Source organism: Sciscionella marina DSM 45152, assembly GCF_000379465.1.
Lineage (GTDB): Bacteria > Actinomycetota > Actinomycetes > Mycobacteriales > Pseudonocardiaceae > Sciscionella > Sciscionella marina.
This window is the reverse complement of record NZ_KB905382.1, coordinates 24,297-46,327: the sequence shown is the minus strand read 5'-3', so window position 1 is coordinate 46,327 and position 22,031 is coordinate 24,297. Positions and strand designations below refer to the sequence as shown.

Annotated in this window: 24 protein-coding genes; 11 read left to right on the top strand and 13 right to left on the bottom strand. The window is 67.9% G+C overall.

Features of this window, described 5'->3' with window-relative positions; all coding sequences use genetic code 11:
- Positions 1–56 precede the first annotated feature (56 nt).
- The 3 genes from A37U_RS0110545 (at position 57) to A37U_RS0110535 (ending at position 2,652) form a co-directional block, all read left to right on the top strand.
- Entirely contained in the window at positions 57–698 is a 642-nt protein-coding gene (locus A37U_RS0110545; RefSeq protein WP_276140737.1) for a TetR/AcrR family transcriptional regulator, read from the top strand.
- Entirely contained in the window at positions 688–1,188 is a 501-nt protein-coding gene (locus tag A37U_RS0110540) for a pyridoxamine 5'-phosphate oxidase family protein (protein ID WP_026197077.1), read from the top strand. The genes A37U_RS0110545 and A37U_RS0110540 overlap by 11 nt, the downstream gene beginning before the upstream one ends.
- 99 nt (positions 1,189–1,287) lie before the next feature.
- Complete coding sequence (locus A37U_RS0110535) at positions 1,288–2,652, top strand: APC family permease (protein ID WP_020496604.1); 1,365 nt, start codon at positions 1,288–1,290, stop codon at positions 2,650–2,652.
- A 1-nt stretch (position 2,653) separates the two neighbouring features.
- Here the strand turns inward: A37U_RS0110535 and A37U_RS0110530 are convergent, their stop codons facing one another.
- The 3 genes from A37U_RS0110530 to A37U_RS0110520 are packed head-to-tail and all read right to left on the bottom strand — an operon-like array spanning position 2,654 to position 4,706.
- Positions 2,654–3,649, bottom strand: coding sequence for an amidohydrolase family protein (locus tag A37U_RS0110530; RefSeq protein ID WP_020496603.1), 996 nt, complete (start codon positions 3,647–3,649; stop codon positions 2,654–2,656).
- Entirely contained in the window at positions 3,649–4,392 is a 744-nt protein-coding gene (locus A37U_RS0110525) for an SDR family NAD(P)-dependent oxidoreductase (protein WP_020496602.1), read from the bottom strand. Before A37U_RS0110525 ends, A37U_RS0110530 begins: the two co-directional genes overlap by 1 nt.
- A complete protein-coding gene (locus A37U_RS0110520) occupies positions 4,389–4,706 on the bottom strand; it encodes a hypothetical protein (protein ID WP_020496601.1) in 318 nt (105 codons plus the stop codon). The genes A37U_RS0110525 and A37U_RS0110520 overlap by 4 nt, the downstream gene beginning before the upstream one ends.
- A gap of 70 nt (positions 4,707–4,776) precedes the next feature.
- Here A37U_RS0110520 and A37U_RS0110515 point away from each other — a divergent pair, with 70 nt between their 5' ends.
- Together A37U_RS0110515 and A37U_RS0110510 are read left to right on the top strand one after the other, a co-directional pair.
- Complete coding sequence (locus tag A37U_RS0110515; RefSeq protein ID WP_020496600.1) at positions 4,777–5,634, top strand: LysR family transcriptional regulator; 858 nt, start codon at positions 4,777–4,779, stop codon at positions 5,632–5,634.
- Between the two features lie 4 nt (positions 5,635–5,638).
- Positions 5,639–6,232: a TetR/AcrR family transcriptional regulator gene (locus A37U_RS0110510; RefSeq protein ID WP_020496599.1), complete on the top strand. Its 594-nt coding sequence runs from the start codon at positions 5,639–5,641 to the stop codon at positions 6,230–6,232.
- Here the strand turns inward: A37U_RS0110510 and A37U_RS0110505 are convergent.
- On the bottom strand, positions 6,222–7,445 hold the full coding sequence (locus A37U_RS0110505; RefSeq protein WP_020496598.1) for an alpha/beta hydrolase family protein: 1,224 nt from the start codon (positions 7,443–7,445) through the stop codon (positions 6,222–6,224). The genes A37U_RS0110510 and A37U_RS0110505 overlap by 11 nt on opposite strands.
- A 104-nt stretch (positions 7,446–7,549) precedes the next feature.
- Here A37U_RS0110505 and A37U_RS43090 point away from each other — a divergent pair, with 104 nt between their 5' ends.
- Together A37U_RS43090 and A37U_RS52845 are read left to right on the top strand one after the other, a co-directional pair.
- Entirely contained in the window at positions 7,550–8,386 is an 837-nt protein-coding gene (locus A37U_RS43090; RefSeq protein WP_205622907.1) for a Bcr/CflA family efflux MFS transporter, read from the top strand.
- A gap of 63 nt (positions 8,387–8,449) precedes the next feature.
- Positions 8,450–8,791: a hypothetical protein gene (locus A37U_RS52845; protein ID WP_020496596.1), complete on the top strand. Its 342-nt coding sequence runs from the start codon at positions 8,450–8,452 to the stop codon at positions 8,789–8,791.
- Positions 8,792–8,812: 21 nt separating this feature from the next.
- Here the strand turns inward: A37U_RS52845 and A37U_RS43085 are convergent, their stop codons facing one another.
- The 6 genes from A37U_RS43085 to A37U_RS0110470 all read right to left on the bottom strand — a co-directional run bounded on the left by A37U_RS43085 (position 8,813) and on the right by A37U_RS0110470 (position 14,167).
- The gene (locus A37U_RS43085; RefSeq protein WP_020496595.1) at positions 8,813–9,283 is read right to left on the bottom strand and encodes a YbaB/EbfC family nucleoid-associated protein; all 471 of its coding nucleotides are present in this window, start codon (positions 9,281–9,283) and stop codon (positions 8,813–8,815) included.
- A 9-nt stretch (positions 9,284–9,292) separates the two neighbouring features.
- On the bottom strand, positions 9,293–10,360 hold the full coding sequence (locus tag A37U_RS0110490) for a hypothetical protein (protein WP_020496594.1): 1,068 nt from the start codon (positions 10,358–10,360) through the stop codon (positions 9,293–9,295).
- Entirely contained in the window at positions 10,357–10,680 is a 324-nt protein-coding gene (locus tag A37U_RS0110485) for a hypothetical protein (protein WP_020496593.1), read from the bottom strand. Before A37U_RS0110485 ends, A37U_RS0110490 begins: the two co-directional genes overlap by 4 nt.
- Entirely contained in the window at positions 10,677–12,269 is a 1,593-nt protein-coding gene (locus A37U_RS0110480) for a carboxylesterase/lipase family protein (protein WP_020496592.1), read from the bottom strand. Before A37U_RS0110480 ends, A37U_RS0110485 begins: the two co-directional genes overlap by 4 nt.
- Before the next feature lie 112 nt (positions 12,270–12,381).
- Positions 12,382–13,035: a response regulator gene (locus A37U_RS0110475; RefSeq protein ID WP_020496591.1), complete on the bottom strand. Its 654-nt coding sequence runs from the start codon at positions 13,033–13,035 to the stop codon at positions 12,382–12,384.
- Entirely contained in the window at positions 13,025–14,167 is a 1,143-nt protein-coding gene (locus tag A37U_RS0110470) for a sensor histidine kinase (protein WP_240437543.1), read from the bottom strand. The genes A37U_RS0110475 and A37U_RS0110470 overlap by 11 nt, the downstream gene beginning before the upstream one ends.
- A 106-nt stretch (positions 14,168–14,273) precedes the next feature.
- On the opposite strand from A37U_RS0110470, the gene A37U_RS43080 reads away from it, so the two are divergent.
- The gene (locus A37U_RS43080) at positions 14,274–15,479 is read left to right on the top strand and encodes an alpha/beta hydrolase (protein ID WP_020496589.1); all 1,206 of its coding nucleotides are present in this window, start codon (positions 14,274–14,276) and stop codon (positions 15,477–15,479) included.
- A 13-nt stretch (positions 15,480–15,492) separates the two neighbouring features.
- On the opposite strand, the gene A37U_RS53520 is transcribed toward A37U_RS43080, so the two are convergent.
- On the bottom strand, positions 15,493–15,612 hold the full coding sequence (locus A37U_RS53520) for a DUF5988 family protein (RefSeq protein ID WP_020496588.1): 120 nt from the start codon (positions 15,610–15,612) through the stop codon (positions 15,493–15,495).
- Between the two features lie 189 nt (positions 15,613–15,801).
- On the opposite strand from A37U_RS53520, the gene sigJ reads away from it, so the two are divergent.
- Entirely contained in the window at positions 15,802–16,731 is a 930-nt protein-coding gene (sigJ, locus tag A37U_RS43075; protein ID WP_240437542.1) for an RNA polymerase sigma factor SigJ, read from the top strand.
- Positions 16,732–16,780: 49 nt separating this feature from the next.
- The gene (locus tag A37U_RS0110450) at positions 16,781–17,863 is read left to right on the top strand and encodes an NAD(P)/FAD-dependent oxidoreductase (RefSeq protein ID WP_026197075.1); all 1,083 of its coding nucleotides are present in this window, start codon (positions 16,781–16,783) and stop codon (positions 17,861–17,863) included.
- Here A37U_RS0110450 and A37U_RS0110445 read toward each other — a convergent pair whose 3' ends face one another.
- On the bottom strand, positions 17,864–19,105 hold the full coding sequence (locus A37U_RS0110445; RefSeq protein ID WP_020496585.1) for a hypothetical protein: 1,242 nt from the start codon (positions 19,103–19,105) through the stop codon (positions 17,864–17,866). It lies immediately after the preceding gene.
- Positions 19,106–19,311: 206 nt separating this feature from the next.
- Between A37U_RS0110445 and A37U_RS0110440 the strand changes: the two genes are divergently transcribed.
- Positions 19,312–19,785, top strand: coding sequence for a carboxymuconolactone decarboxylase family protein (locus A37U_RS0110440; RefSeq protein ID WP_020496584.1), 474 nt, complete (start codon positions 19,312–19,314; stop codon positions 19,783–19,785).
- A 494-nt stretch (positions 19,786–20,279) separates the two neighbouring features.
- Here the strand turns inward: A37U_RS0110440 and A37U_RS0110435 are convergent, their stop codons facing one another.
- Positions 20,280–22,031, bottom strand: coding sequence for an ABC transporter ATP-binding protein (locus A37U_RS0110435; RefSeq protein WP_020496583.1), 1,752 nt, complete (start codon positions 22,029–22,031; stop codon positions 20,280–20,282).

The following is a 22,031-nucleotide window of genomic DNA, read 5'->3' as shown; positions in this document are numbered from 1 at the left end:
TCAATCAAGATTAAGAACTTCTATCATCTGATTGAATCGGTTGCTAGCCTCCGGTGGTGGTCACCGTGGACAGCACCGAGGGGCGGCTGATCGAGGCCGCCGAGCGCCTGTTCGCCGAGCACGGCGTGGGTGCGGTCTCGCTGCGCGCGATCATGCAGGCGGCGGGCACCAATGTGGCCGCGGTGCACTACCACTTCGGGTCGAAGCAGGCACTGCTCGACGCCGTGCTGCGCACCCGGATCGACCAGGTCGCCAGGGAACGCGAAACCCTGCTACGAGAACTGTCGAACGCCGAGGTCACCGTGGAAGACCTCGCCGATGCCTATGTGCGGCCCCTGGTCGCCGTGCTCGGTTCCGGAGGGGAATTCTGGATTCGCCTGGTCGACAGGCTGCTCGCCGCCGGAGACGGAGAACTGGGCCCGGTCGCGGAATCCTTTCTCGAACGCAATGCGGCCTTCCTCGAACTGCTGGGGCGCGGAAATCCCGGCATCGAGACACGCACCCTGCATTTCCGGCTCATCCAGGCGATGCGCCTGACCCTGAACGTGCTCGGCGATATCGGGCACACCCAACGACTGCTCGGCGAACACGGCTGGAGCACCGAGGACGTCGTAGGGCATCTCACCGCGGTCGTCACCGGAATTTTCGCGGGCCCACCCGGACAACGCCAACCGAGGAGGACAAGGAATGGGAACTAATCAGCGTTCGCAGATCGAGATGAGCCAGGAGGAGATCGCGGCCTTCCTCGCGAGCAAGCGGACCGCCACCCTGATCACGCTCGGCCCGAGCGGTCACCCGCACGCCGTCGCGATGTGGTTCGCCCTCCTCGACGGCGTGCTCTGGTTCGAAACCAAGGCGAAAGCACAGAAAGCGGTCAACCTCCGGCGGGATCCGCGGGTCACCGTGCTCGTCGAGGACGGGCTCACCTATGACGTGCTGCGCGGGGTTTCCATCGAGGGCCGCGCCGAGGTGATCGAGGACGCCGACGCGCTCTGGGCGGTCGGGGTGGACATCTGGGAGCGCTACCACGGCCCCTACAGCGAGGAAGTCAAGCCGCTGGTGGAGACCATGCTGCACAAGCGGGTCGCCGTCCGCGTGGACGCCGAGCGCATGCGTTCCTGGAACCACCGCAAGCTCGGCCTGCCCGAGATGCCCCTCGGCGGCAGCACGGTGGAACACCCGCAATAAGCCGCTCACGGGTTCGGCGAACTTTCCCCGGCAGGACGTTGACTGAATTTTCAGTCAGTGCCAGAATGTGGCCCGCTATCCCAGAGCCGGGAGGTAAGCGTGGCCGAACAGACCAGCGGAGCCACCACGGGGATGCGGCGCGTACTCGGTATGCCGGCGCTGGTGGTCTTCGGCCTCGCCTACATGGTGCCGCTGACGGTGTTCACCACCTATGGCGTCGTCACCGAGAGCACGGGCGGGCATCTGCCGGGCGCCTATGTGGTGACGCTGGTGGCGATGCTGTTCACGGCGAGCAGTTATGGCCGCATGGCGCGAGTCCATCCGTTCGCGGGTTCGGCGTACACGTACACGCAGCAGTCGTTCGGCAGGCATGCGGGTTTCCTGGTGGGCTGGGCGCTGTTGCTGGACTACGTGTTTCTTCCGATGATCAATTATCTGGTCGTCGGCATCTATCTGAACGCTCAGTTCCCCGTCGTTCCGGGCTGGGTCTTCATGCTGGCGGCGATCGTTCTGGTGACGGGGCTGAACGTGCTCGGCATCCGGATGGTGACCCGGATGAATCTGGTGCTGATCGGCGCCCAGGCGGTTTTCGTGGTGGTGTTCCTTGTTCAGGCGTTCCGGGTGATCGCCGGGGACGGCACTGCCTCGCTGAACGGCATTCCCTCGTTGACGGAGCCGTTCTTCGGCGGGGACACCTCGCTGAGCCGGATCCTCGGCGGGGCGGCGATTCTGTGCCTCTCGTTCCTGGGTTTCGACGCGATTTCCACGCTGGCCGAGGAAACCCGGGAGCCGCGCCGCCTGATCCCGCGCGCGATCATGGCGACCACGCTGATCGGCGGCTGCCTGTTCATCCTGCTCTCCTATGCGGGCAGCCTCGCTTTCCCGCACTGGCAACGGTTCTCCAGTGTGGACTCCGCGGCGCTCGATGTGCTGCGCCATATCGGCGGTGGCCTGCTGACCGCGTTCTTCACCGCCGCCTATGTCGCGGGCGCGTTCGCCTCGGCGATGGCCTCGCAGGCCAGTGTTTCGCGGATCCTGTACGCGATGGGCCGCGACGGGGTACTGCCGCCGCGGTTGTTCGGCAGGCTCAGCGCCCGCTTCAAGACCCCGGCGGTCGCGATCCTGCTCGTCGGGCTGGTCTCCTGCGTGGCGCTGGTGATCACGCTCGATCTTGCCTCCGCGGTGATCAGTTTCGGTGCGCTCGCCGCGTTCTCCTTCGTCAATCTGAGCGTGATCAAGCATTATCTGCTCGACGGCCGCAGGAGGGGACCGCTCGCCGTGCTGCGTTACGGCCTGGTTCCGGCGATCGGTGTGGCGCTGACCGGCTGGCTGTGGACCTCGCTTTCCGGTATCACCTTCGTCATCGGCGGGATCTGGGTGGCGATCGGGGTCGGCTGGCTGTTGGTGCTGACCCGTGGATTCCGCAGGCCCGCACCGAAACTCGAACTGGAGCACGCCGGATGAGTCACCGCAGCGCGAACACCCGTTCCGCGGTGCGGTGCGCGATGTTCTCCCGCTGGGCCGCGGTGAGCGGGGCCTCGTTCAGGAAGGCGATGGCGCGTTTCGGATCCTCGTAGGGCATGTCGATGGCGAACAGGATGTTGTCCGCGCCGACCGCGCGCAGACCGAGCCCGAGCACATCCGGATCGTCGATACCGCTTGTGGTGAGCACGAAATTGCGCCGGAAGTACTCGCTCGGGGTGAGTTCGAGCCGGGGCATCGGGGTCGCCGCACCGGCCACCCGCCGCGCGAAGGCGTGCCGATTGTCGATGCGCCGCAACCAGAACGGGATTCCCTCGCCCAGGTGACCGAGCACGATCGTCAGTTCCGGATACCGGTCCAGGGTTCCGCTCAGGACCAGGCGCATGGCGTGCAGCCCGGCTTCGGCCTGATAGCCCCAGATCGCCCCGGACAATCCGTAATCGGTGTACCCGGCCGCCGTTCCCGGTGCCCGCGGATGCAGATAGATCGGCGCCCGTTCGGCCTCGGCCGCGGCGAGCAACGGAGCGAATCGTGGCTCGTCCAGATAGTGCGCCTGGGTGTGCGAGTTGATCATGATCCCGTTCAGCCCGAGCGGGCCCATGATCCGGGCGATCTCCCGCGCGGCCGCCTCCGGTTCCTGCGGGGCGACGGTGCCGAGCCCGGCGAACCGGCCGGGATGCGCGCGCACGATCGAGGCCAGTTCCTCGTTGAACTCCTCGGCCAATCCGACCGCGTCGGTGGGCCGGTATGGCTGCACTCCGGGCGGATTCAGGCTCAGCACCGCGAAATCCTGGCCGAGCGCGTCCATCTCGGCGAGCCGCGCGTCCAGATCGAGCAGCCGGGACCGCAACGGCCCGGCGCGCTCGACGGTGCGCATCAGCTCGACCTCGGTCTCCGCACCGGGCAGCAACGGAAGAGCGTGTGCCTTCCGCAGAACGGCTTCGGTACTGATGTGTTCCTCGACGGCGATGATCCGCATCAGGCCCGCCGCCCACCGTCGACGGACAGCGCGATCCCGGTGACATAGGAGGACTGCGGCGAACAGAGCCACACCGCGGCCGCAGCGACCTCTTCGGAAGTGCCCAGCCTGCCGAACGGCGTGATCGCCTCCTGCATCGCGATCGTGTCGGTGCCCGCGGCCCACGTGTCGAACCCTGGAGTGTGGGTCGGGCCGGGGCAGACGGCGTTGACCCGGACGCCTTGCGGGGCATAGTCGACCGCGGCGACCTTGGTGAGCCCGACGATCCCGTGCTTCGAGGCCACATAGGCGGGAGCGTCCGGAATCGCGTACAGGCCACCGTTGGAGGCGAGGTTGACGATCGCACCGCCGGCACCGAGCAACGGCAGTTCGTACTTCATACACAGGAAAGTCCCGGTCAGGTTGACCCGGAGGACACGCTCGAATTCGCCCGCGGTCATCTCGTCGAGCCGCCCGCGCACGGACGTTCCGGCGTTGTTCACCGCGAAGTCGAGGCCGCCGTATGCCGCGGCCGTCCGCTCGACGGCCGCGCGCACGGAGTCCTCCTCGGCGATGTCGGCGGTGATGGCCTCGGCGGTCCCGCCTTCCCCGGCGATCAGTGCCGCGGTCTCCGTGGCGGCGCGCGCATCGCGATCGAGCACGCCGACCGAGGCACCGCGCCGGGCGAACTCGAGCGCGGCCGCCCGGCCGATTCCGCTACCCGCGCCGGTGACCAGACCGGACTTGCCGGCGAGCTCCGTCATGCCTGCTCCTCGTGGTTCGCCCAGACGACCTGGTACGGGTACCGGGATTGCCAGTGCTTGATGAACGCGCCGACATCCGGGATGGCGAACGAGGCGTTGAGCGCGTCCAGGTCGGTGAACTCGAACCGCACGATCGCGCTGGCGCGGAACACCGGACCGTGTTCATCGCCGGGGAACGGGATGTGCCGATGGGTCGCCGCGCCGCGCACGTATCCCGAATCGAGCATGAGCTTTTTCATTCCGTTCAGGAACTGATTGAGCTCGGTGTCCGGAATGGCCTCGGTGAACGAAACAATCATCGTATGGTTGATCATGACACCGATTGAACCCGCGCACGACGGTGGTGTCCAAGATCGATCGGTTCTGTTCCGATAACCTATAGGAATGGATGAATTGGAGACCCGCGAGCTCGGTTACTTCCTCGCGATCGCCGAGGAGCTGCACTTCGGCCGGGCCGCCGTGCGCCTCTCGATCGCCCAGCCCGCACTGTCCAAGGCGATCCGGCGGATCGAGAACCGGCTCGGCGTCACCCTGTTCGTCCGCTCCAGCCGGTACGTGGCACTGACCCCCGCGGGCGAGGCGCTGCAGGAACACGGGCGGCACGCGCTCAACGCGATCGGCGCCGCCGCACGGGCCGCGCGTCAGGCGGGTGACACCCAGGCCCCGTTGCGGTTCGTGCTCAAACCCGGTGGCGATGCCGGACTGTTGTCCCCGATCCTTGCCGAGTATGCCAACCGGCCCGATGCCCGCCAGGTGGACATCCTGTTCAGCGGCCCGGCCGACCGCACCGATTTCCTGCACGACGGCCGGGCCGATGTCGGGTTGCTCTACGCGCCGTTCGACGATCTCGACGGCCTCGCCTGCGAAACGCTGCGCACCGAGGACCGGGTGGCCATCCTCCCGTCCCGGCACCGGCTCGCCAGGCGGAAATCGGTGCGCCTCGCCGAGCTGGACGGTGAGACCTGGCCGCGGTGGAAAGGGGTCCCCGGTGGCGATGGCACCGGTCCCGAGGTCGCCGATGTGGTCCAGTTACTGCACATGATCACGGCGCGCCGGATGATCGGGATGCTGCCGCGTTCGCTGGTCGAACCCCTTCCACCGGGCCTGGTGTGCATCCCGGTGACCGACGCACCGGTCAGTCACCTCGTGCTCGCGTGGTCCCGGCGCGAGCGGCGAGCCCGCATCGCCTCCTTCGTCGGGGCGGCACTCGAGGCGAGCCGCCACGCGGCGGGGATACGGTAAGGCCATGGCTTCCACTCCGCAGCGGCGCCCCGGCGGGCGCACCGCACGCACCCGCGCCGCGGTACACGAGGCCGTGCGGGAACTGCTCGCCGCGGGTGGAACCGAGCCGAGCGTGCGCGAGGTCGCCGAGCTTTCCGGGGTGCACGAGGTCACGATCTACCGCCGCTGGGGTTCGATCGAGGCCCTGCTCCTCGATGTGGCCACCGCACAGCTCGTCGAGGAGTGGCCGTTCCCGGACACCGGGGATCTGCGCGCCGATCTGCTCGCTTGGGCCGGATCCGTCGCCGAGCAACTGCGCCGCCCCGAGGGCTTCGCGTTCTTCCACGCGGTGGCCAATGCGATGTCCCCGGCGTTCGGCACCGTTTCAGCGGAACTCCGGGAACAGGCGGCCGCCTCCATGCGCAGCCGTGCCGCCCAGATCCAGCGCGCCCTCGACCGGGAGGCAGCGAACGGCGGCCACCCGCCCACGGTGGACATGGTGTTCGATCTGGTCCTCGCACCGCTCTATCTCCGGGCGATGTGGAACTACGAGCCCGAAACCCATGTCGAGGTGTTCGTGGACCGGGCACTGCGGGCGGCTCTGCCGGTCAGTGATTGACCGGGGTGCGCTCCTCGAGCCAGTCGAAGATCCGGCCGTACGCGTAGCGCTGCCCGCCGAGATGGCAGTGCGCGTCGGCGCCTTCGGCCTCGATGAACCGCATCCAGGTTTTGTCCGAAGTGGACAGTGCGGTGTAGACCTGCTCGGGCTGCCCCGCGAAGAACAGATCCTCCTCGGCCTCGCACACCAGCACCGCACAGGAAACGCGTTCCGCGATCCCGTCCCGCAGGTGGTAGTCCAGGGCCCGGGCAGCGAACTCGCGCGGGGTGTTCCCGCCCATCACGAACTGGCCGTGTTCCAAGGCCCAGCGGGCACTGGGATCGGCGCGCATCGCGGCTTCGAGTGCGGCATCGATCTCCGGGGCCGATTCGGCGCGCAGTGCCCGTTCGATCTCGGCCCGGTCACCGTCCAGGAAGCTCGTCGCGAAGGCACCCAGGTCGTACACCCCGTCGTTGGCGATGACCGCGGCCAGCCTGGGCTCGAAGGCGGCCGCCCGGACGCACAGTTCCCCGCCGAGGCTCACCCCGTACAGGCTGATCTTGCCGGGGTCGACCTCCTGCCTGCCGATCCCGTAGTCGATCACCGGGCCGACGACGTTCTCCCAGTCCGGCCGGAACAGCAGGCCCTGCGGGTACAGTACGCCCGCCTGCCCCGGCCCGTCGAAGCACAGCACGTGGTAACCGCGTTCCTGCGCCGCGAGCGCGCCCATGAACCGCAGTTCCTCCGCGGTGCCGTCGAATCCGTTGTGCATCACCACGAGCGGCTGCTTTCCCGGCAGCGGGCTCGGATAGAAGTACCCGGGAAGCGTGGTGCCCTCGTACGGGATCTCCACCCGCTCGATACTCGCCGGGCCGGCCAGTTCCACGAAGCGGTGGAAGGCCGCGGTCGCGCTGTCGTAGGACTGCCGGATGCGCGGATCATCCTTGTTGCCGTGTAGGAAGAACTCCGCGGTGCGGTAGTAGTTCGAGGCCCGCAGGTAAGCGTCCCCCGCGGTGACGGTGCGGCCGCCGTGCCGCGCCTGCTCGGCCACCTGCCACAGCCGGTCCGCGGTCGCCGACCACTCGGTGTACCAGCTGTCGTAGTCACCGGCGGTGATCCGGCCCGCGGTGTACAGCACCTCGCCGATATCGGCCCCGCCGTAGGCGACGTGGCCCAGCGACCGCAGGGTCTCGAACCAGAAGTTCGCGTCGTCCGGGAAAAGCAGCTGCTGCACGGTGAATCACTCCTCAGGTAACCGGAACTGCATGAGCGAGTCTGCCACCGACTACCGCTTTAATGCAACTATTGCTGCATTAATGTATAGAATAGCCTTACCTAATGAACGTTGGCAGCACATCCACATCCACATCCGTGCGAGCCGGGACGGGACGGCTGATCCTTGTCCTCGGCGGGCTCTGCGCGATCTCCCCGTTCGCCACCGATATGTACGCGCCCGCCTTCCCGGAGATCGTGTCCTCGCTGGCGACCTCGAAGACGGCGGTCCAGCTCTCGCTGACCGCCTGCCTGATCGGGCTCGCCGTCGGTCAGCTCGCACTCGGCGCGATCAGCGACGCACTCGGCAGGCGCCGCCTGCTGCTTGCCGGTTCCGCGCTGTTCACGGTGTTCTCCGTGGTCTGCGCGGCCGCCCCGGACATCCTCGTGTTCGATCTCGCCCGCCTGCTGCAGGGCGTCGCGGGCAGCGCGGGCCTCGTGCTCGGCAGGGCGGTGATCAGCGACCGGTTCACCGGAACCGAGGCGGCGCGCCGGCTCTCCGCGCTGAGCGTGATCGCGATGACCGCGCCGGTGCTGGCCCCGGTCCTCGGCGGGCTGCTGCTCGGCGCGGGTTCCTGGCGGCTGGTGTTCGTGGCGCTGGCCGCGGCGGGACTGCTGCTGTGGGCCGCCTCCTGGGCCTGGGTTCCCGAATCGCTGCCCGCCGAACGACGCACCAGCGGCGGAGTGCGGGCGGTGGGCACCGCGATGGGCGCCCTGCTCCGGCGCCGCGAGCTGCTCGGCTATCTGCTCGTCATGGGGTTCGGGCTCGGTGGCCTGTTCGCCTATATCAGCGGTTCACCGTTCGTCTTCCAGAACGGGTATGGGCTGTCTCCTGGCGGGTACAGTCTCGTGTTCGCCACGAACGCGGTCGGCACCGTGCTCGCCGGGATGCTCTTCGGGTAACTGGCCGGAAAGGTACGGCTCAACGCACTGCTCAATGCGGGCGTACTGATCACCGCAGCCGCCATGGGCACCCTGCTCGTGCTGCTGGTCACCGGGATCGACACCTTCGGCGGCACCTGGGCCTGCCTGTTCGGCCTGACCTTCGGTTTCGGGATCGTGCTGCCCGCATCGACCGCCATCATCCTGGCGGTCGGCAGCACGGCACCCGGTGCGGCCTCGGGATTGCTCGGCGGCGCCCAATTCGTGCTGAGCGCCGTCGCCGCGCCGCTGCCCGGAGCGCTCGGCAACACCACCGTGCTGTCCACGACCGTCGTGGTGCTCGGCTTCGTGCTGCTCTGCGTGGCTGCGTTGCTCGTCCTGGCCCGGCCATGGCAGGGCTACGGCGAACCGGTCGGCGCCGCGTGACAGTGAGCTGGGACCACACCGTCACCAGCCGCGCCGCTCCAGCCAGCTTTCCGGTGGCCCTTCCCCGGGATCGCTCTCGACCGGGCGCCGCCGCGTGCCCCGGGCAGGCTGCGGGGTTTCCTCCACTGCGGGGGCGGGCAGCAGATGCCCGGGAAGGGCGTGGATGGTCCCCTCGTTGCGCAGCCCGGTGTAGGTCGCGCGCACCTGTTCCCGCGCCTGGGCCGCCGCTCTGCGGACGGTGGCGGTGATGACCGGGCCGAGCGCGCTCGGCGGTGTCGACAGCGGCACGGGCAGTTCGAGCGCCGTGAGCAGTCCGGTGCTGTCCACGGTCGCCCGGATCCGGCCGTCCGCCGAGGTCGCGGTGCCCTCGATGGCCAGGCTCTGCTTCTCCGCCCAGTCCAGGGCGGCCCGCCTGCGGATCAGCTTCTGGTTGGCCTGTTCCGCGCGGTTGAGCACCCGGGCCGCTTTCTGGTCCAGCTCGTGATCGGGCATCGCGGGCTCCTACTGTTCGGGGTAGATGTCCGCGCCGCGCTCGGGCGTGGGCAAGGGTTCGTAGTTCGGTCGCTCTTCCGGGATGAGGAATCCCGAACCACCGGGCGGAATCTCGGGCATGTGCGGCTGCGGCTGACCTGGCACGTCGACGTGGTGGTCCTCGCGGTCATCGCGGTCCGGTCCCGGATCGGCGACGAGATCATCCCGGTCCACCTTGCCGTGTTCCTTCGGCGACTGTCCTTTCGGGCTGAACTCGTCCGGGTCGAAGGAATCATCGGTGATCAGCTTGGGCCGCTTCGGACGCACCTGGTCGACTCCGCCGGTCTTCTTCTTGTCGATATCGGTGAGATAGGTCAGCACCGTGTACAGCCCGCGGTCGATGCGATACCGGGAATCGACCGCGTCGTCGAGGATCTTGTTCCCCTCATCCACCATGGAATTGAACACCTCCTCCTTGGTCGGCCCACTGACATCCAGTATCTTGTCGCTGATCTCGCCCTGCACCATGGCGGTTACGACACCCACGGGGTCCTCATCGTCCGCCGCTCCGACGATATTGATGACCGAACTGATCATGTTGAGCCGCTTCTTATGCGCTTCCTCGTGCTGCGCCTGCTCGACCGCGTCGAGCTGATCGTGACTGCTCTCGATGAAGCCGAGAACACCATCCCGGAATTTGCGCTGCAACTCGCGATACCCGGTCATGGCGCGTTTGGTTCCGTCGAGACAGTCGTGCATCCGGGTGATCGCATCGTTCATATCGTCGAGTCTGTGGCGAAAATCCTCGGCCGTGTCTCCCTGCCAGTCGACGGTGTCGCTCTTGGCCCGGTCCAGATGCTTGTGCACGTTCTGGTTGAGCCGCATCAGGGCTTGATCGAGTCCTTCGACGATCACTTCGGCCTCGTCAGCGTCTCCGGAGGCGAAGGTGTCGAAGAGGAACCGCAGTTTCTCCTCGCACCAGCGCGCCCATTCGGCATCGGGAAAGCACGGATCCTCGGGGTCATCGTGGAGCTCGCTCAGAAAGGCGTCCCGATGATAGGCCATCCGCTCCGCCCAGCTGCCTGCCGGATAACTCATTGTCCCAGCTCCTTGGCCGATCGGTGCTCGTTCTCGTCGTAGCGGTGCGCGACCTCGCGCAGTGCTTTCGCGGAGAGCTCGAGATTCTCCGCGTTGTCCGAAAGGACCCGCCCGAGGTAGTGGCAGGCCTCCTCGAACCGTGGTTTGAGTTCCTCGAACAGGCGTCCGGGACCTTCGCCACCGGAGAACGCCTCCGGATGGTTGGCGGCTTTGCCGAGCAGATGCCTGGTGTCCTCGAGATCCTTACCGAGTGCGGCGGTTTTCTTCGCCGCATCGCGCAAGCCGTCCGTGTCGACGGTGAATCCGTTTTGCATGGTCATTTCCCCAGTTTCTTCCAGAAGGAACAGTGGTGCTCGGCGGCAAGATCGACCGGATGGATACCGCCCGTGCCGGGAGCGAGTGACTGGACGTACGGTGTTTGCGCGTCCGAGCGGAGTGCCTGCCATGCGGGGCCTTCGGGTTTGCCGTTGTGCGCGAAACCGCTCCAGTAGTCGACGATCTGGTCGGCCAGCCGCTTCTGCTCCTCCGAGAACTGCGGTGGGTAGCCACCGAGGTCGAACAGGGACCAGATGTCCGAGGAGTGGTAGGTACCCATCGGCATTTTCGGCTTGGCCCACATCGGCGGCGGAGCCGGATCGGCGAACTCGTATTGGTGGACCGGGGCATAGCGGGCCATGTTCCGCGAGTCCGCGTACTGCGTGCAGCTCCATTTGCGATCGGTGATCATCGCCGCGAAGGCCTGGGCCGCGGAACCGTAGGCGGCGCGCGGATATTCGGCCGCCACCTTCGCGCGATCCGCACCGAAGGTCTCGCCGAGCACGGAATCGTAGGTCTGCTCGCTGATCGGTCCGCCGTTCTCGTACGCGGCAGCGGACATGGTGCCCTCATCGTGCACGTTCCCGGAGATCACCGGAACCCGCCGGAAATGCCCCTCCCGCAAGGCATCGGCGGGTTTCTCCGGCAGCACCGCGGTGTGGTACGCCGGATGCACGAACCGGCTCAGCACCGGTTGCAGCCGCTTGACCGGGAGCGCGCGCAGGCAGTCGATCGTGGCGCGCGGATCCGGTTTGGCGCAGCCGAGTTCGGCCGCCGCTTGCTGTCCATCCCGCTGCACCGTGGTAACCGGTTCGAACACGGCACCCGCCTTCTTGTGCGGGGCGTCGAAGTTCTTCAGCCAGTTCGTCCCGCAGGAACCGCTCTGCATGATGGCCTTGCCGAACAGGCCCGCCGCAGTGGGCGAGGTCAGGTGCGCGCAGTTGCTCATCGCGCCCGCGGACTGGCCCGCGATGGTGACATTGCCGGGGTTTCCGCCGAACGCGGCCGCGTTGCGCTGCACCCACTTCAGCGCGGCCTGCTGATCGCGCAATGCGAAGGTGCCGGAACCGGGCAGCCCCTTGATACCGAAGTTGCCGAGCATGCCGAGCCGGTAGTTGATCGTCACCACGATCGCGTCCCCGCGGTTCGCCCAGCGTTTCGCGTCGAAACCGTTGCTGGTCCCGCTCATGAAGACCCCGCCGTGGATCCACACGATCACCGGCTTCGGTTTGCCCGGCTTCTTGGCCGGCGTGGTGACGTTGAGGTAGAGGCAGTCCTCGTTGTCACTGGGCTGTGCCGTCTCCCCGGGGTTCTGCGCGCAGGACGGTGACGGCTTCGTCGCATCGCGGACCCCCTGCCACGGGGCGACCGGGCGCGGATCCCGCCAGCGCAGCTCGCCGACCGGGGGTGCGGCGTACGGAATCCGTTGGAACACCCGGGTTCCGTGCTGCACGGAGCCGCGGACCGAACCCGCATCGGTGTGCACCACCGCGGGATCCGATGGCTTCGCCGGCGGTGGGTCGGCGGCACAGGCCGTGCTGCCGAACAACACCGACAGCATCCCGCAGATCACGGCCCAACGACTCAGCACCATGACTTTCCCTTTCGTGACAAGCGCATTCGGTTGCCACGAAAGGTAGAGCCCGCGCCGGGCGGGCACATCAGCCTTCGGTCGATGCCCGGTAGCCGGGCGGCTAACGTACGGCTCAGGCCAGTCCGGCGTCGTGCGCGAGCAGCGCGATCTGGGTCCGGTTCCCCAGTTCGAGCTTGGTGAGCACACGCGAGACATGCGCCTTGACCGTGGCCACGCTCATCAGCAGCTCGCCGGCGATCTCCGCGTTGGTGCTGCCCCGGGCCACGGCGAGCGCCACCTCGTGCTCGCGCTCGCTCAGCCGCTCGAACCCGGCGCGAGCGCGATCATAGCTGCTCGCATCGGTGGCCACCTTGTCCATCAGTTTCCGGGTGACCGCGGGCGAGAGCATCGGATCCCCGGTGGCCACCCGGTGGATCGCGTCCACGATCTGCGCGGGCGGGGTGTCCTTGAGCAGGAATCCGCCCGCACCGGCCCGCAGCGCGCGCAGGATGTTCTCATCGGTGTCGAACGTGGTCAGCACGATCACCTCGGGCGGCTGCGGGTTGGCGCGCAGTCTTCGGGTCGCGGTGAGCCCATCCACGGAGGGCATCCGGATGTCCATCAACACCACGTCCGGTGCATGCGCGTCGACCGCGCCGAGCGCGGCATTACCGTCCGGTGCTTCGCCGACCACCGAGATCCCGTCCGCACCTTCGAGCATGAAGGTCAACCCGGAGCGAACGAGAGCGTCGTCATCGACGATCAGGACGCGGATTTCACGACTCACCGCCCCATGGTAACCAGGCATCGAGGCGAAATTCCCCGGAACCGGTCAATTGATGATCGAGTTTCCCGCCGGTGAGCCGTGCCCGCTCGGTGAGCCCGATCAGCCCGGTCCCCCGGCCATCCGAGCTGTCGGTGCCGGGAACCGGGTTGCTGACCTCGATCCGCACCCCGGTTCCCGGCTCCCCTTCCACCCGGACCTGCACCTCCTGCCCCGCGGCGTGCTTGCGCGCATTGGTCAGGCCCTCCTGCACCACCCGGTAACCGGTGTGCCCCGTCGCGGGCGGAAGCGTTTCCCCGTCCTGGATCCGGTAGTCGAACCGGACCGGGGTCCCCGCGGCGCGCGCCTCCGCCACCAACTCGCGCAGCTCGGGCAGCCCGGGCCGCGGCCGGTCACTCGCATCGGTGTCCTCGCGCAGCACGCCGATCACCTCGCGCAGTTCGCCGAGCGCCTGGTACACGCCCTCCCGGACCACCCCGGCCGCGCTGACGAGCTTGGCCGGTTCGGCGTCCGCGCGGTACTCGAGCGCACCGGCGTAGGTGGCCACAAGGGACAGCCGGTGGGCGAGCACATCGTGCATCTCCCTGGCCAGCGCGGCCCGTTCGGCGATGCGCGCCTCCGCGACCCGTCTGCCCTGTTCCGCCTCCGCGCGGTTGGCCCGTTCGGCCAGCGAATCGATCAGCGCCCGCCTGGTCCGGATCAGCATGCCCACCCCGACGAGTGCGATGAACGCGAACACGACGATGACCAGCCACCAGCCATAGGAGAGTCCCGGCATCGGCCGCCACAGCCCGAAGATCGCCTGCGCGAGGATCCCGGCGACACCGACGAGGCAGCTCACCCTCGGGCGCTGCCGGGATGCCACCTCCAGTGTCGCGATCGCGGCCGGAATGGTCGCGGTGAACGCGAATGCGGTCAGCACGATCAGCGTCAGCACGACCGGAACCGGCCAGCGCGGCAACCCGGCGAGCAGCACGCAGGCGAGCACCAGCACCCCCAGGTCCGCCAGCAGTTCCCCGCGCGGTGTCCCCGCGCTGACCTCCGCCACGATCTGCGTGATCGACATCAGGGCACCGAAGGCCGGGAACAGAACCGGCGCGAATCGGCGCAACGGAGGCAGGCGGGGCACAGACACCCGATCAGCCTAGGTCAGCGCGGCGAACCTGCCCATAGACCAAAGTAGATCCCGCATGGCCGCCCGTTGGAGGCCATACCCCGGCCGGTGCGGCCATGCTTTTCCCATGGCGAATCGAATGCTCGGCGTGCTCTCCACCGCTGCCCTGTGCCTGACCCTGACCGCCTGCGAAGACGCGGCCGGGCAAGCCGCGCAGCAAGGCGAGAATCCTCAGGATCCCCTGATCTCCACCGAACCCCTGGTTTCCATGGATGCCGGCACGCTGACCGGCTACCTGAAACAACAGGGTTTCGATCCGGCCGGAGTGCACGACGGGGTCGATGCCTATCGGGTGCTCTACCGGACCACCGGTGCCGACGGAAAACCGACGATCGGCAGCGGAGTGCTGGCCTTCCCCCAGGGCTCCGGTGACAGGGCACTGCCGATCACCACCTATCTGCACGGCACCAACCCGGTCCGTGGGATGGCCGCCTCCGTGGCCGATGGTCCGGATCGCGCGGGCACCCTGCTTTTCGCGGGCAGCGGTCAGGCCGCGGTGGCCCCGGACTACCCGGGACTCGGCCTCAGCTTCGGAAAACCCGCCTACATGATGGCCGAACCGACGGTGCACAGCGCGGTGGACGGCATCCGGGTGACTCGGGCGATGGCGAAGCGGACCCATCACCGGCTGCGGCGTTCGGTCAATGTCGCCGGATTCTCCCAGGGCGGTCAGGCCGCCGTGCCGCTCGGCAAGGCACTTCAGGGCGGCGCCGCCGGATCGGAACTCGGCGCGGTCGCCGCGGTGTCCGGCCCACACGACATATTCGGTACCGAACTGCCCGCCGCGTTCGACGGCAGGGTCGATCCACACGAGGCCGTGGTCTATCTCGGCTACTTCGTCACGTCCTGGAATCGCGCCTACCACCTCTACGATTCACCATCCGAGGCATTCCAGGCACCCTACGATCAGAGCGTCGAAGCGCTTTTCGACGGATCGCATCCGTTACCGGAGATCATCCAGGGGCTGCCCGATTCCCCGGAGAAACTGCTGCGCCCGGAATTCGTGCAGCGGCTGCGGCATCCCGGTGGCAAGCTCGCCGAGGCGATCCGGATCAATGACCGGTTGTGCGCCGGCTGGAAACCGAAGGCCCCGGTACGGCTGTTCCATGGCACAGGCGACCGGGATGTGCCGTATGCCAACTCCGAACAGTGTCAGCGGATGCTGGCCGCGAGCGGCGCCAAGGCCGAACTCGTCGATGCCGGTCCACTCGATCACAATGGCACAGCACTCGCCTCGTTCCCGAAAATCGCGCGGTGGTTCGCCGGCCGCTGAGCCATCGGGAGCGTCATTCCGCTGTCTTCGTGCGGTAGATCCACCGGTACACGGGAAGCCGGTCACCGTCGGCCAGCATCGTCTCGGCGGTCTCCTCGAAATGCTCCCGGCCACTGTTGTAGCCGACGACCATCCGGGAGGGTGCTCTCGAATGCTCGAAGCGTTACCCCCGGGGAACGGCGAATCCGTAGCAGAATCGCCCCCCGGCAAGGACGGGATCGACGCCAGGCCGGTATTCCGGACCCGATCAATCAGCGGTTCCACCGCCCGGAACCCTGCGAGTCATTCGACAGGAGCCTGCCGGACACCTACGGTGAGCGACGTGGATTCGGTTGCGGTGTTCGAACAGGCCCGGCCCCGGTTGTTCACGCACGCCTACCGGATGCTCGGATCCGCAGCCGATGCGCAGGACGCGGTGCAGGACGCCTATCTGCGCTGGGCGGGCGCGCGGCACGCGGAAATCGAGCGCCCCGAAGCGTGGCTGGTGAAAACCCTGACCAATCTGTGCCTGAACCGGCTGACCTCGGCGGCCGCGAAGCGAGAGAGCTACGTCGGCCAGTGGCTGCCCGAACCGGTGCTCACCGGACCGGACGGCGATGTGCCCGGCACGGTCGAACGGTCCGAGGCGGTCAGCATCGCGATGCTCACCCTGTTCGAGCGGCTGACCCCAGCCCAGCGCGCGGTGTTCGTGCTCCGCGCGGCTTTCGGGTACCCGCACGCGGAGATCGCCGAACTGCTCGGCATTTCCGAGCCCAATTCCGCGCAGCTCTATCACAGGGCACAACAACTGGTCCGGGACCAGCGGACGCGCTTCGAACCCTGCGACGAACAGGCCCGCGCGATCGCGGAGCGCTTCCTGGACGCGGCCCGTGAGGGCAATGTGGACGGCCTGACCCGGCTGCTCGCCGAGGACGCGAGTTCCATCGCGGACGCGGGTGGCCACCTGCCGGCCGCGCGCAAGCGAATCACCGGACGGGACCTGGTCACCCGGTATCTGCGCGGCACCTTCGGCAGGCTGGACGAACTGCCGGACCCGTTATTGCGGTTCATCGAGACCAACGGCGAGATCACCCTGCTGATCGGCATCGGGGACCGGCTGCTCGGCACGCTCGGGCTCACCGTGCTCGACGGGCGCATCACCGAGCTGCACATCCAGCTGAACCCGGACAAGCTCGGCTACCTGGCCGGTCAGCTCGGTATGACCGTGTTCGAGCCCGCCGAGCTGCAACAGTTCGTCGCCCGGTTTCGGTGATCCAGCACACACTCTGTCAGATTCGCGCGGGCTATCCGGTCTGTTCGGTATGACGAATCGAATCCTGGTGCTCGGCGCGGGTTACGCCGGGCTGTTGACGGCAAACCGGCTGGCCAAGCTGCTCGGCACGGCGGCGGAGATCACCCTGGTCAACGACCGTGAAGTGTTCGTGGAACGGGTGCGGCTGCACCAGATCGCCGCGGGCCAGGAGCTCGTCGTGCGCCCCTTGGAGAGCCTGCTCGCTCCCGGGGTGCGGCTGCGGATCGGCCGGGTCGGCGAGATCCGCCCGGATGCGCGGAAGATCCGCGTGGACGAGGAGATGCTCGGTTACGACCGGCTGGTGTACGCGCTGGGCAGCCACGCGGCCGCGGAACCGGAGCACACCCACGGCATCGCCGGCTACGACCAGGCGCTGCGCCTACGGGATGCCTTGCCCGGTAAGGAAAGCATCGCGGTGATCGGGGCCGGTCTCACCGGTATGGAGATCGCGAGCGAGCTGGCCGAGTGTCACCCCGGGCTTCGGGTGCACCTCGTCGACGAGTTCGAACCGGGGCACCGGCTCTCCCCCGGCGCGCGGCGCCACCTGGGCTCCGCCTTCGAACGGCTCGGTGTGCAGGTGCACACCGGCCGGAAGTGCACCGGGGTGACCGCGGACGGTCCGGCACTCGAGGGGTCCGGCACGCTGCCCGCCGAGCTGACCGTCTGGGCGGGTGGCTTCGTCGCGCCGGAGATCGCCGCCTCCGCCGGGCTGCCGGTGGACGAAAGCGGCCGGGTACCGGTCGACGAATTCCTGCGCAGTCACGATTACCCGGAGATCACCGTGGTCGGTGACGCCGCCGCGGTGCACTCCCGCGGTGCGACCGTTCGCATGGCCTGCGGTGCGGGCATTCCCAACGCCTTCTACGCCGCCAACGCGCTCGCCGGCACCCTGCTCGGCAAGCAGCCGAAACCACTCTGGTTCCGGTTCTTCGCACAGAACATCAGCCTCGGACGGCGGGACGGCGTCGTCCAGTTCGTGTACCCGGACGACCGTCCACACCGGAGTGTGCTGACCGGGCGCGTGGCGGCGAAATGGAAGGAACTGGTCACCAGCGGAGCCATGGTGGCGATCAGGCGCCCCTGGCTGCGCTGATCAGCGGGCCTTCCGCGGATAGACGAACACACCATCGGATTCCTCGTCGAAGACCGCGACAGGTCCGGCGATCTCGGTCGGTACCTTGGTTCCCTCCGGCAATGCCGTGGCCTTCGCGGTCGCCACCGAGACCCGGACCGCGCCCTCGGTGGCCGTGGAACTGCCCGCCATACCGTACCCGGTACCGTCCCTGTCGACCGCGGAAACCGTGACCGCCTCACGGGATTCGTTCTCCGCCAGGCAGATTCCCTTCTTGGCGGCGAGATCGAACACCACCTGGCCCGCGATCAGGTACCTGCCGTCCCCGGAGAGCACCGGAACACCACGCTTTCCCGAACCGGAATCGTCCAGATCGGACTGTGCACAAGGGACCGAGGCCTCGACCTTCCCGGTCGCCGCGTCGTGCACCGCCCAGACCCGATCGTCCGAGGAATCGTTCGCGGACGGCCAGGCGGCCACCACCGCGCGCCCATCGGGGGTTCCGACCGTCTTGACCTCCTGGGAGCCGGACTCCTGCTGCGCACCGGGTGGCAGCACATCTCCGCTGAACCAGCCACCGGGGACCCAGAAGGCGCCGAATCCCTGCACCAGCGGGCCTTTCGGGGTCATCCCGGACACCGTGATGCCCTGATTGCAGTCCCCGATCTCGTGCGTGCACTCCTTCGGTGCGTGCAGCGCGGCGTCCTGATGCCGGTAGCCGGTGTCCCGCCCACTGCGCACATCGACGACCGCGGTCGAGGAACCCAGCCGCACCAGCAGGTTCCCGTCGTTCTGCGGGATGAAGTCCTGCGCGCTCTCCGGCACGGTCACCACCCTGGCCGGTTCTCCCTGATCACGCATGGCGGCCACATCGAAGATCTGCAGCGTGGTGACATCCCTCGGCTTGTTCACCGTGTCCCCGCCCTCGGTCCCGGTGGCCGCGAGCACCGCGTAATCCTTGCCGTTCTCCGTCGTCCCGAACAGGCTCGTGGACACGCTGTGATAGTTCTGCCCGGTGTCCGGCAGTTTCAGCGTCCGGCTGGCCCACCGGGTGGCGCCGGTTCGGGCGTCCTTGGCGAGGACACGGATGCCGCCATCGTTCGCGGACTCGGTGAACAGCACCAGCCCGGAGCGCGCGGCCACGACCGGATGCTCCAGCCCGGTGCCGTGATCCTTTGCCACCCAGCCGCGCGCCCGGTCGAACGCGTCCGGGATCTGCTGGGCCGAAACGGCGGGGTCGGGCGCGGCCGAGGTGCTCGGCACGGGAACTGGTGGTTGCGGAACCGGTGACGAACCGCATGCGGTCAGTGAAAGCACCGTGCACAGTCCGAGCCCGACAAGACCACATCGTCCTTTATCGCGAATCATGAAAGTTGTGACGCGATCCGGGTCACTTCGGTTCCCTGTCACGTTCGGGCCCGCCGCCTTGTCCCCTGGGTGTCCTATCGAAGACGAACGAGGAGCCCATCATGGAACCCCGCCTCAACCCGTTCGAGAACGCCCCGATGCGCAAGTTCATCAAGCACCTCATGGCGGCAGGCAAGGTCATCGACGACTCGGCATTGCCCGCGGCCACCCAGGAACTGGTGAAGATCCGCGCCAGCCAGATCAACGGTTGCGGATTCTGCACCGATATGCACACCAAGGACGCCGCGCATGCCGGGGAAACCCAGACTCGGCTCACCATGGTCGCGGTCTGGCGCGAGGCCAAGGTGTTCACCGGGGCCGAGCGCGCCGCCCTCGAGCTGACCGAACAGGGCACCCGGATCGCCGACGCCGCCGGTGGTGTCGGCGAGGAGGTGTGGGCACGGGCCGCCGAACACTACGACGAGGAACAGCTCGGTGCCCTGGTGGCACTGATCGCCTGCATCAACACCTACAACCGGATGAACGTCATCGTCCAGTTGCCCGCCGGTGACTATCAGCCGGGCCAGTTCGGCTGAGTGTCTCGCGGTTGACCTGTCCCCCAGGGGACAGGTCTAGCGTTCGGGCCGTGACCGGTTTTTCGGATTGGCACCGTTTCGCGGCGCACGGCGAGCCGCAAGGCGCTGCTCGGCTACGAGGCCCTCGGGCTCGTCGTCCCCCGGGCGGGACCCGAACGGATATCGCACCTATGACGAGCACCAGCTCGCCCTGATGTGCAAGATCCGCAAGCTCAACGAGCTCGCGATCCCCTCGACTGCGTACGGCCGTTCGTCGACTGTCTCAGACTGTCTCAGACTGTCTCAACGAGGGAAGCGAGCACGCGGATACCTGTCCGGCCACACTGGGCGAATACCGGCGCGCGATCGAGCGGCTGGACGAGACCGTCCAGCTGACCGTGGTCGGCGAACGCATGATCGAGACGATGCGCCCACCACCACACCCTTGTCCACAACACCGTAAGTCCATACACACCACGAACACCCCGAATTCACCCCGCCCGGATACCGGCCGACTAGCCCGGAACGGAGCCTGGCTCGGGTGCCGTGAACAACTCCGGGGTATCCGCGAGCAGCGCCCTGGTGTAGTCGTGTTCCGGGGTACCCAGGATCGAATCGGTCCGGCCGTGCTCGACGATCCGGCCGCGGTTCAGCACCACGACACTGTCCGCGATGCTGCGCACGACACCGAGGTCGTGGGTGACGAACAACAGAGAAAGCCCATCCTCGCAGAGCGAGCGCAGCAGTTCGACCACGGAGGCCTGCACCGAGACATCGAGCGCGGAGGTGACCTCATCGCAGATCAACACCGTAGGATCGCAAGCGAGCGCGCGGGCGATCGCGACCCGTTGCCGTTGCCCGCCGGACAGCTCCGCGGGATACCGCTGGGCGAATCGCTCCGGCAGCTCCACCCGCTCGAGCGCGCCCCGGACCCGGTCGGCCGCCTGCTTGCCGCGCAGCCCGAAGAAATGCCGCAGCGCCAGGGCAATGGAATCGCCGACCGGGTGCCTCGGATTCAGTGCCCCGTGCGAATTCTGGAATATGTACTGAATCCGGCGCTGCATTTCCCTCCCGCGCGCACCCGCGGAAGCGGGCAACCGCGCACCCGCGAAGCTCAGTTCGCCGTCCTGGCGATCATGCAACCCGATCAGGCAGCGGGCCATCGTGGTCTTACCGCTGCCCGACTCCCCGACCACCGCGAGACAGTTCCCCCTCGGCAACGCGAAGGAAACGTCGAACAGCACCTGCCGCGCGCCGTAATGGGCGTTCAGCCCGGAGACGGTGAGCACCGCATCGGCGCCCTCGGTGGTCTCCTTGGCGGGCAGCACAAGGGTTTCGGTCCGGCCTAGCCGCTCACCGATACGCAGACAGCGCGCCGCATGCCCCGGAGCGGCGAGCGTCAATGCGGGTTCCCGCGTGCCGCATTCGGCGATCGCGTGCGCACAGCGCGGCGTGAACCGGCAGCCCGCGGACTGTTCCCCCGGCTGCGGGGCACGTCCCGGGATCGGCACCAGTTCGCGGCGTTCGCGAGTGGAGGGCACCGAGCCGAGCAGTGCGCGCGAGTACGGATGCGCCGGTGCCCCGATCACCGCGCCGACCGTCCCGGTCTCCACGATCCGCCCGGCGTACAGCACCGTGACCCGGTCGGCGAGATTGCCGACCACGGCGAGATCGTGCGAGATGTACACGCCCGCCATCGCCGAGCCGTGGCACAGGTCCCGGACCAGTTCCAGCACCCGGCGCTGAGTGGAAACATCGAGCCCGGTCGTCGGCTCATCGAGCACGATCAGCCGTGGCCGCGCGGCGACCGCCATCGCGATCGCCACCCGCTGCTGCTGTCCGCCGGAAAGCTCACCGGGACGGCGGCGCAGGAACTCGCGCGAACCGGGCAGCCCCACGGACTCCAGCAGTTCACCGGCACCGGCGCGATCACCGATCTCGGCAAGCTGATTCCCGATCCGGATGGCCGGATTCAAGGCGGCGCCCGGATCTTGGGGCACATAGGCGACCAGTTCCCGCCGCGCCGCACGCAATCCGCGCACCGTCAGCGAAAGCAGCTCGGTGTCCTCGATCAGCACACTGCCGCCGGTGACCCGGGTACCGCGCCGCGCGTAACCGAGCAGCGCCAGGGCCATGGTGCTCTTCCCCGAACCGGATTCGCCGACCACGCCCATGATCTCGCCCGCCCGCACCTCCAGGGAGACACCGCGCACGATCTCCGCGCCGCCACCGCTCAAGCCGACCGTGAGGTCCCGCACCTCGAGCAC

Coding starts and splice junctions, on each gene's coding strand:
- A37U_RS0110540 (WP_026197077.1), top strand. CDS start 688: ATGGGAACTAATCAGCGTTCGCAGATCGAGATGAGCCAGGAGGAGATC.
- A37U_RS0110530 (WP_020496603.1), bottom strand. CDS start 3,649: ATGCGGATCATCGCCGTCGAGGAACACATCAGTACCGAAGCCGTTCTG.
- A37U_RS0110525 (WP_020496602.1), bottom strand. CDS start 4,392: ATGACGGAGCTCGCCGGCAAGTCCGGTCTGGTCACCGGCGCGGGTAGC.
- A37U_RS0110520 (WP_020496601.1), bottom strand. CDS start 4,706: ATGATCAACCATACGATGATTGTTTCGTTCACCGAGGCCATTCCGGAC.
- A37U_RS0110515 (WP_020496600.1), top strand. CDS start 4,777: ATGGATGAATTGGAGACCCGCGAGCTCGGTTACTTCCTCGCGATCGCC.
- A37U_RS0110510 (WP_020496599.1), top strand. CDS start 5,639: ATGGCTTCCACTCCGCAGCGGCGCCCCGGCGGGCGCACCGCACGCACC.
- A37U_RS43090 (WP_205622907.1), top strand. CDS start 7,550: ATGAACGTTGGCAGCACATCCACATCCACATCCGTGCGAGCCGGGACG.
- A37U_RS52845 (WP_020496596.1), top strand. CDS start 8,450: ATGGGCACCCTGCTCGTGCTGCTGGTCACCGGGATCGACACCTTCGGC.
- A37U_RS43085 (WP_020496595.1), bottom strand. CDS start 9,283: ATGCCCGATCACGAGCTGGACCAGAAAGCGGCCCGGGTGCTCAACCGC.
- A37U_RS0110490 (WP_020496594.1), bottom strand. CDS start 10,360: ATGAGTTATCCGGCAGGCAGCTGGGCGGAGCGGATGGCCTATCATCGG.
- A37U_RS0110485 (WP_020496593.1), bottom strand. CDS start 10,680: ATGACCATGCAAAACGGATTCACCGTCGACACGGACGGCTTGCGCGAT.
- A37U_RS0110480 (WP_020496592.1), bottom strand. CDS start 12,269: ATGGTGCTGAGTCGTTGGGCCGTGATCTGCGGGATGCTGTCGGTGTTG.
- A37U_RS43080 (WP_020496589.1), top strand. CDS start 14,274: ATGGCGAATCGAATGCTCGGCGTGCTCTCCACCGCTGCCCTGTGCCTG.
- A37U_RS53520 (WP_020496588.1), bottom strand. CDS start 15,612: ATGGTCGTCGGCTACAACAGTGGCCGGGAGCATTTCGAGGAGACCGCC.
- A37U_RS0110450 (WP_026197075.1), top strand. CDS start 16,781: ATGACGAATCGAATCCTGGTGCTCGGCGCGGGTTACGCCGGGCTGTTG.
- A37U_RS0110440 (WP_020496584.1), top strand. CDS start 19,312: ATGGAACCCCGCCTCAACCCGTTCGAGAACGCCCCGATGCGCAAGTTC.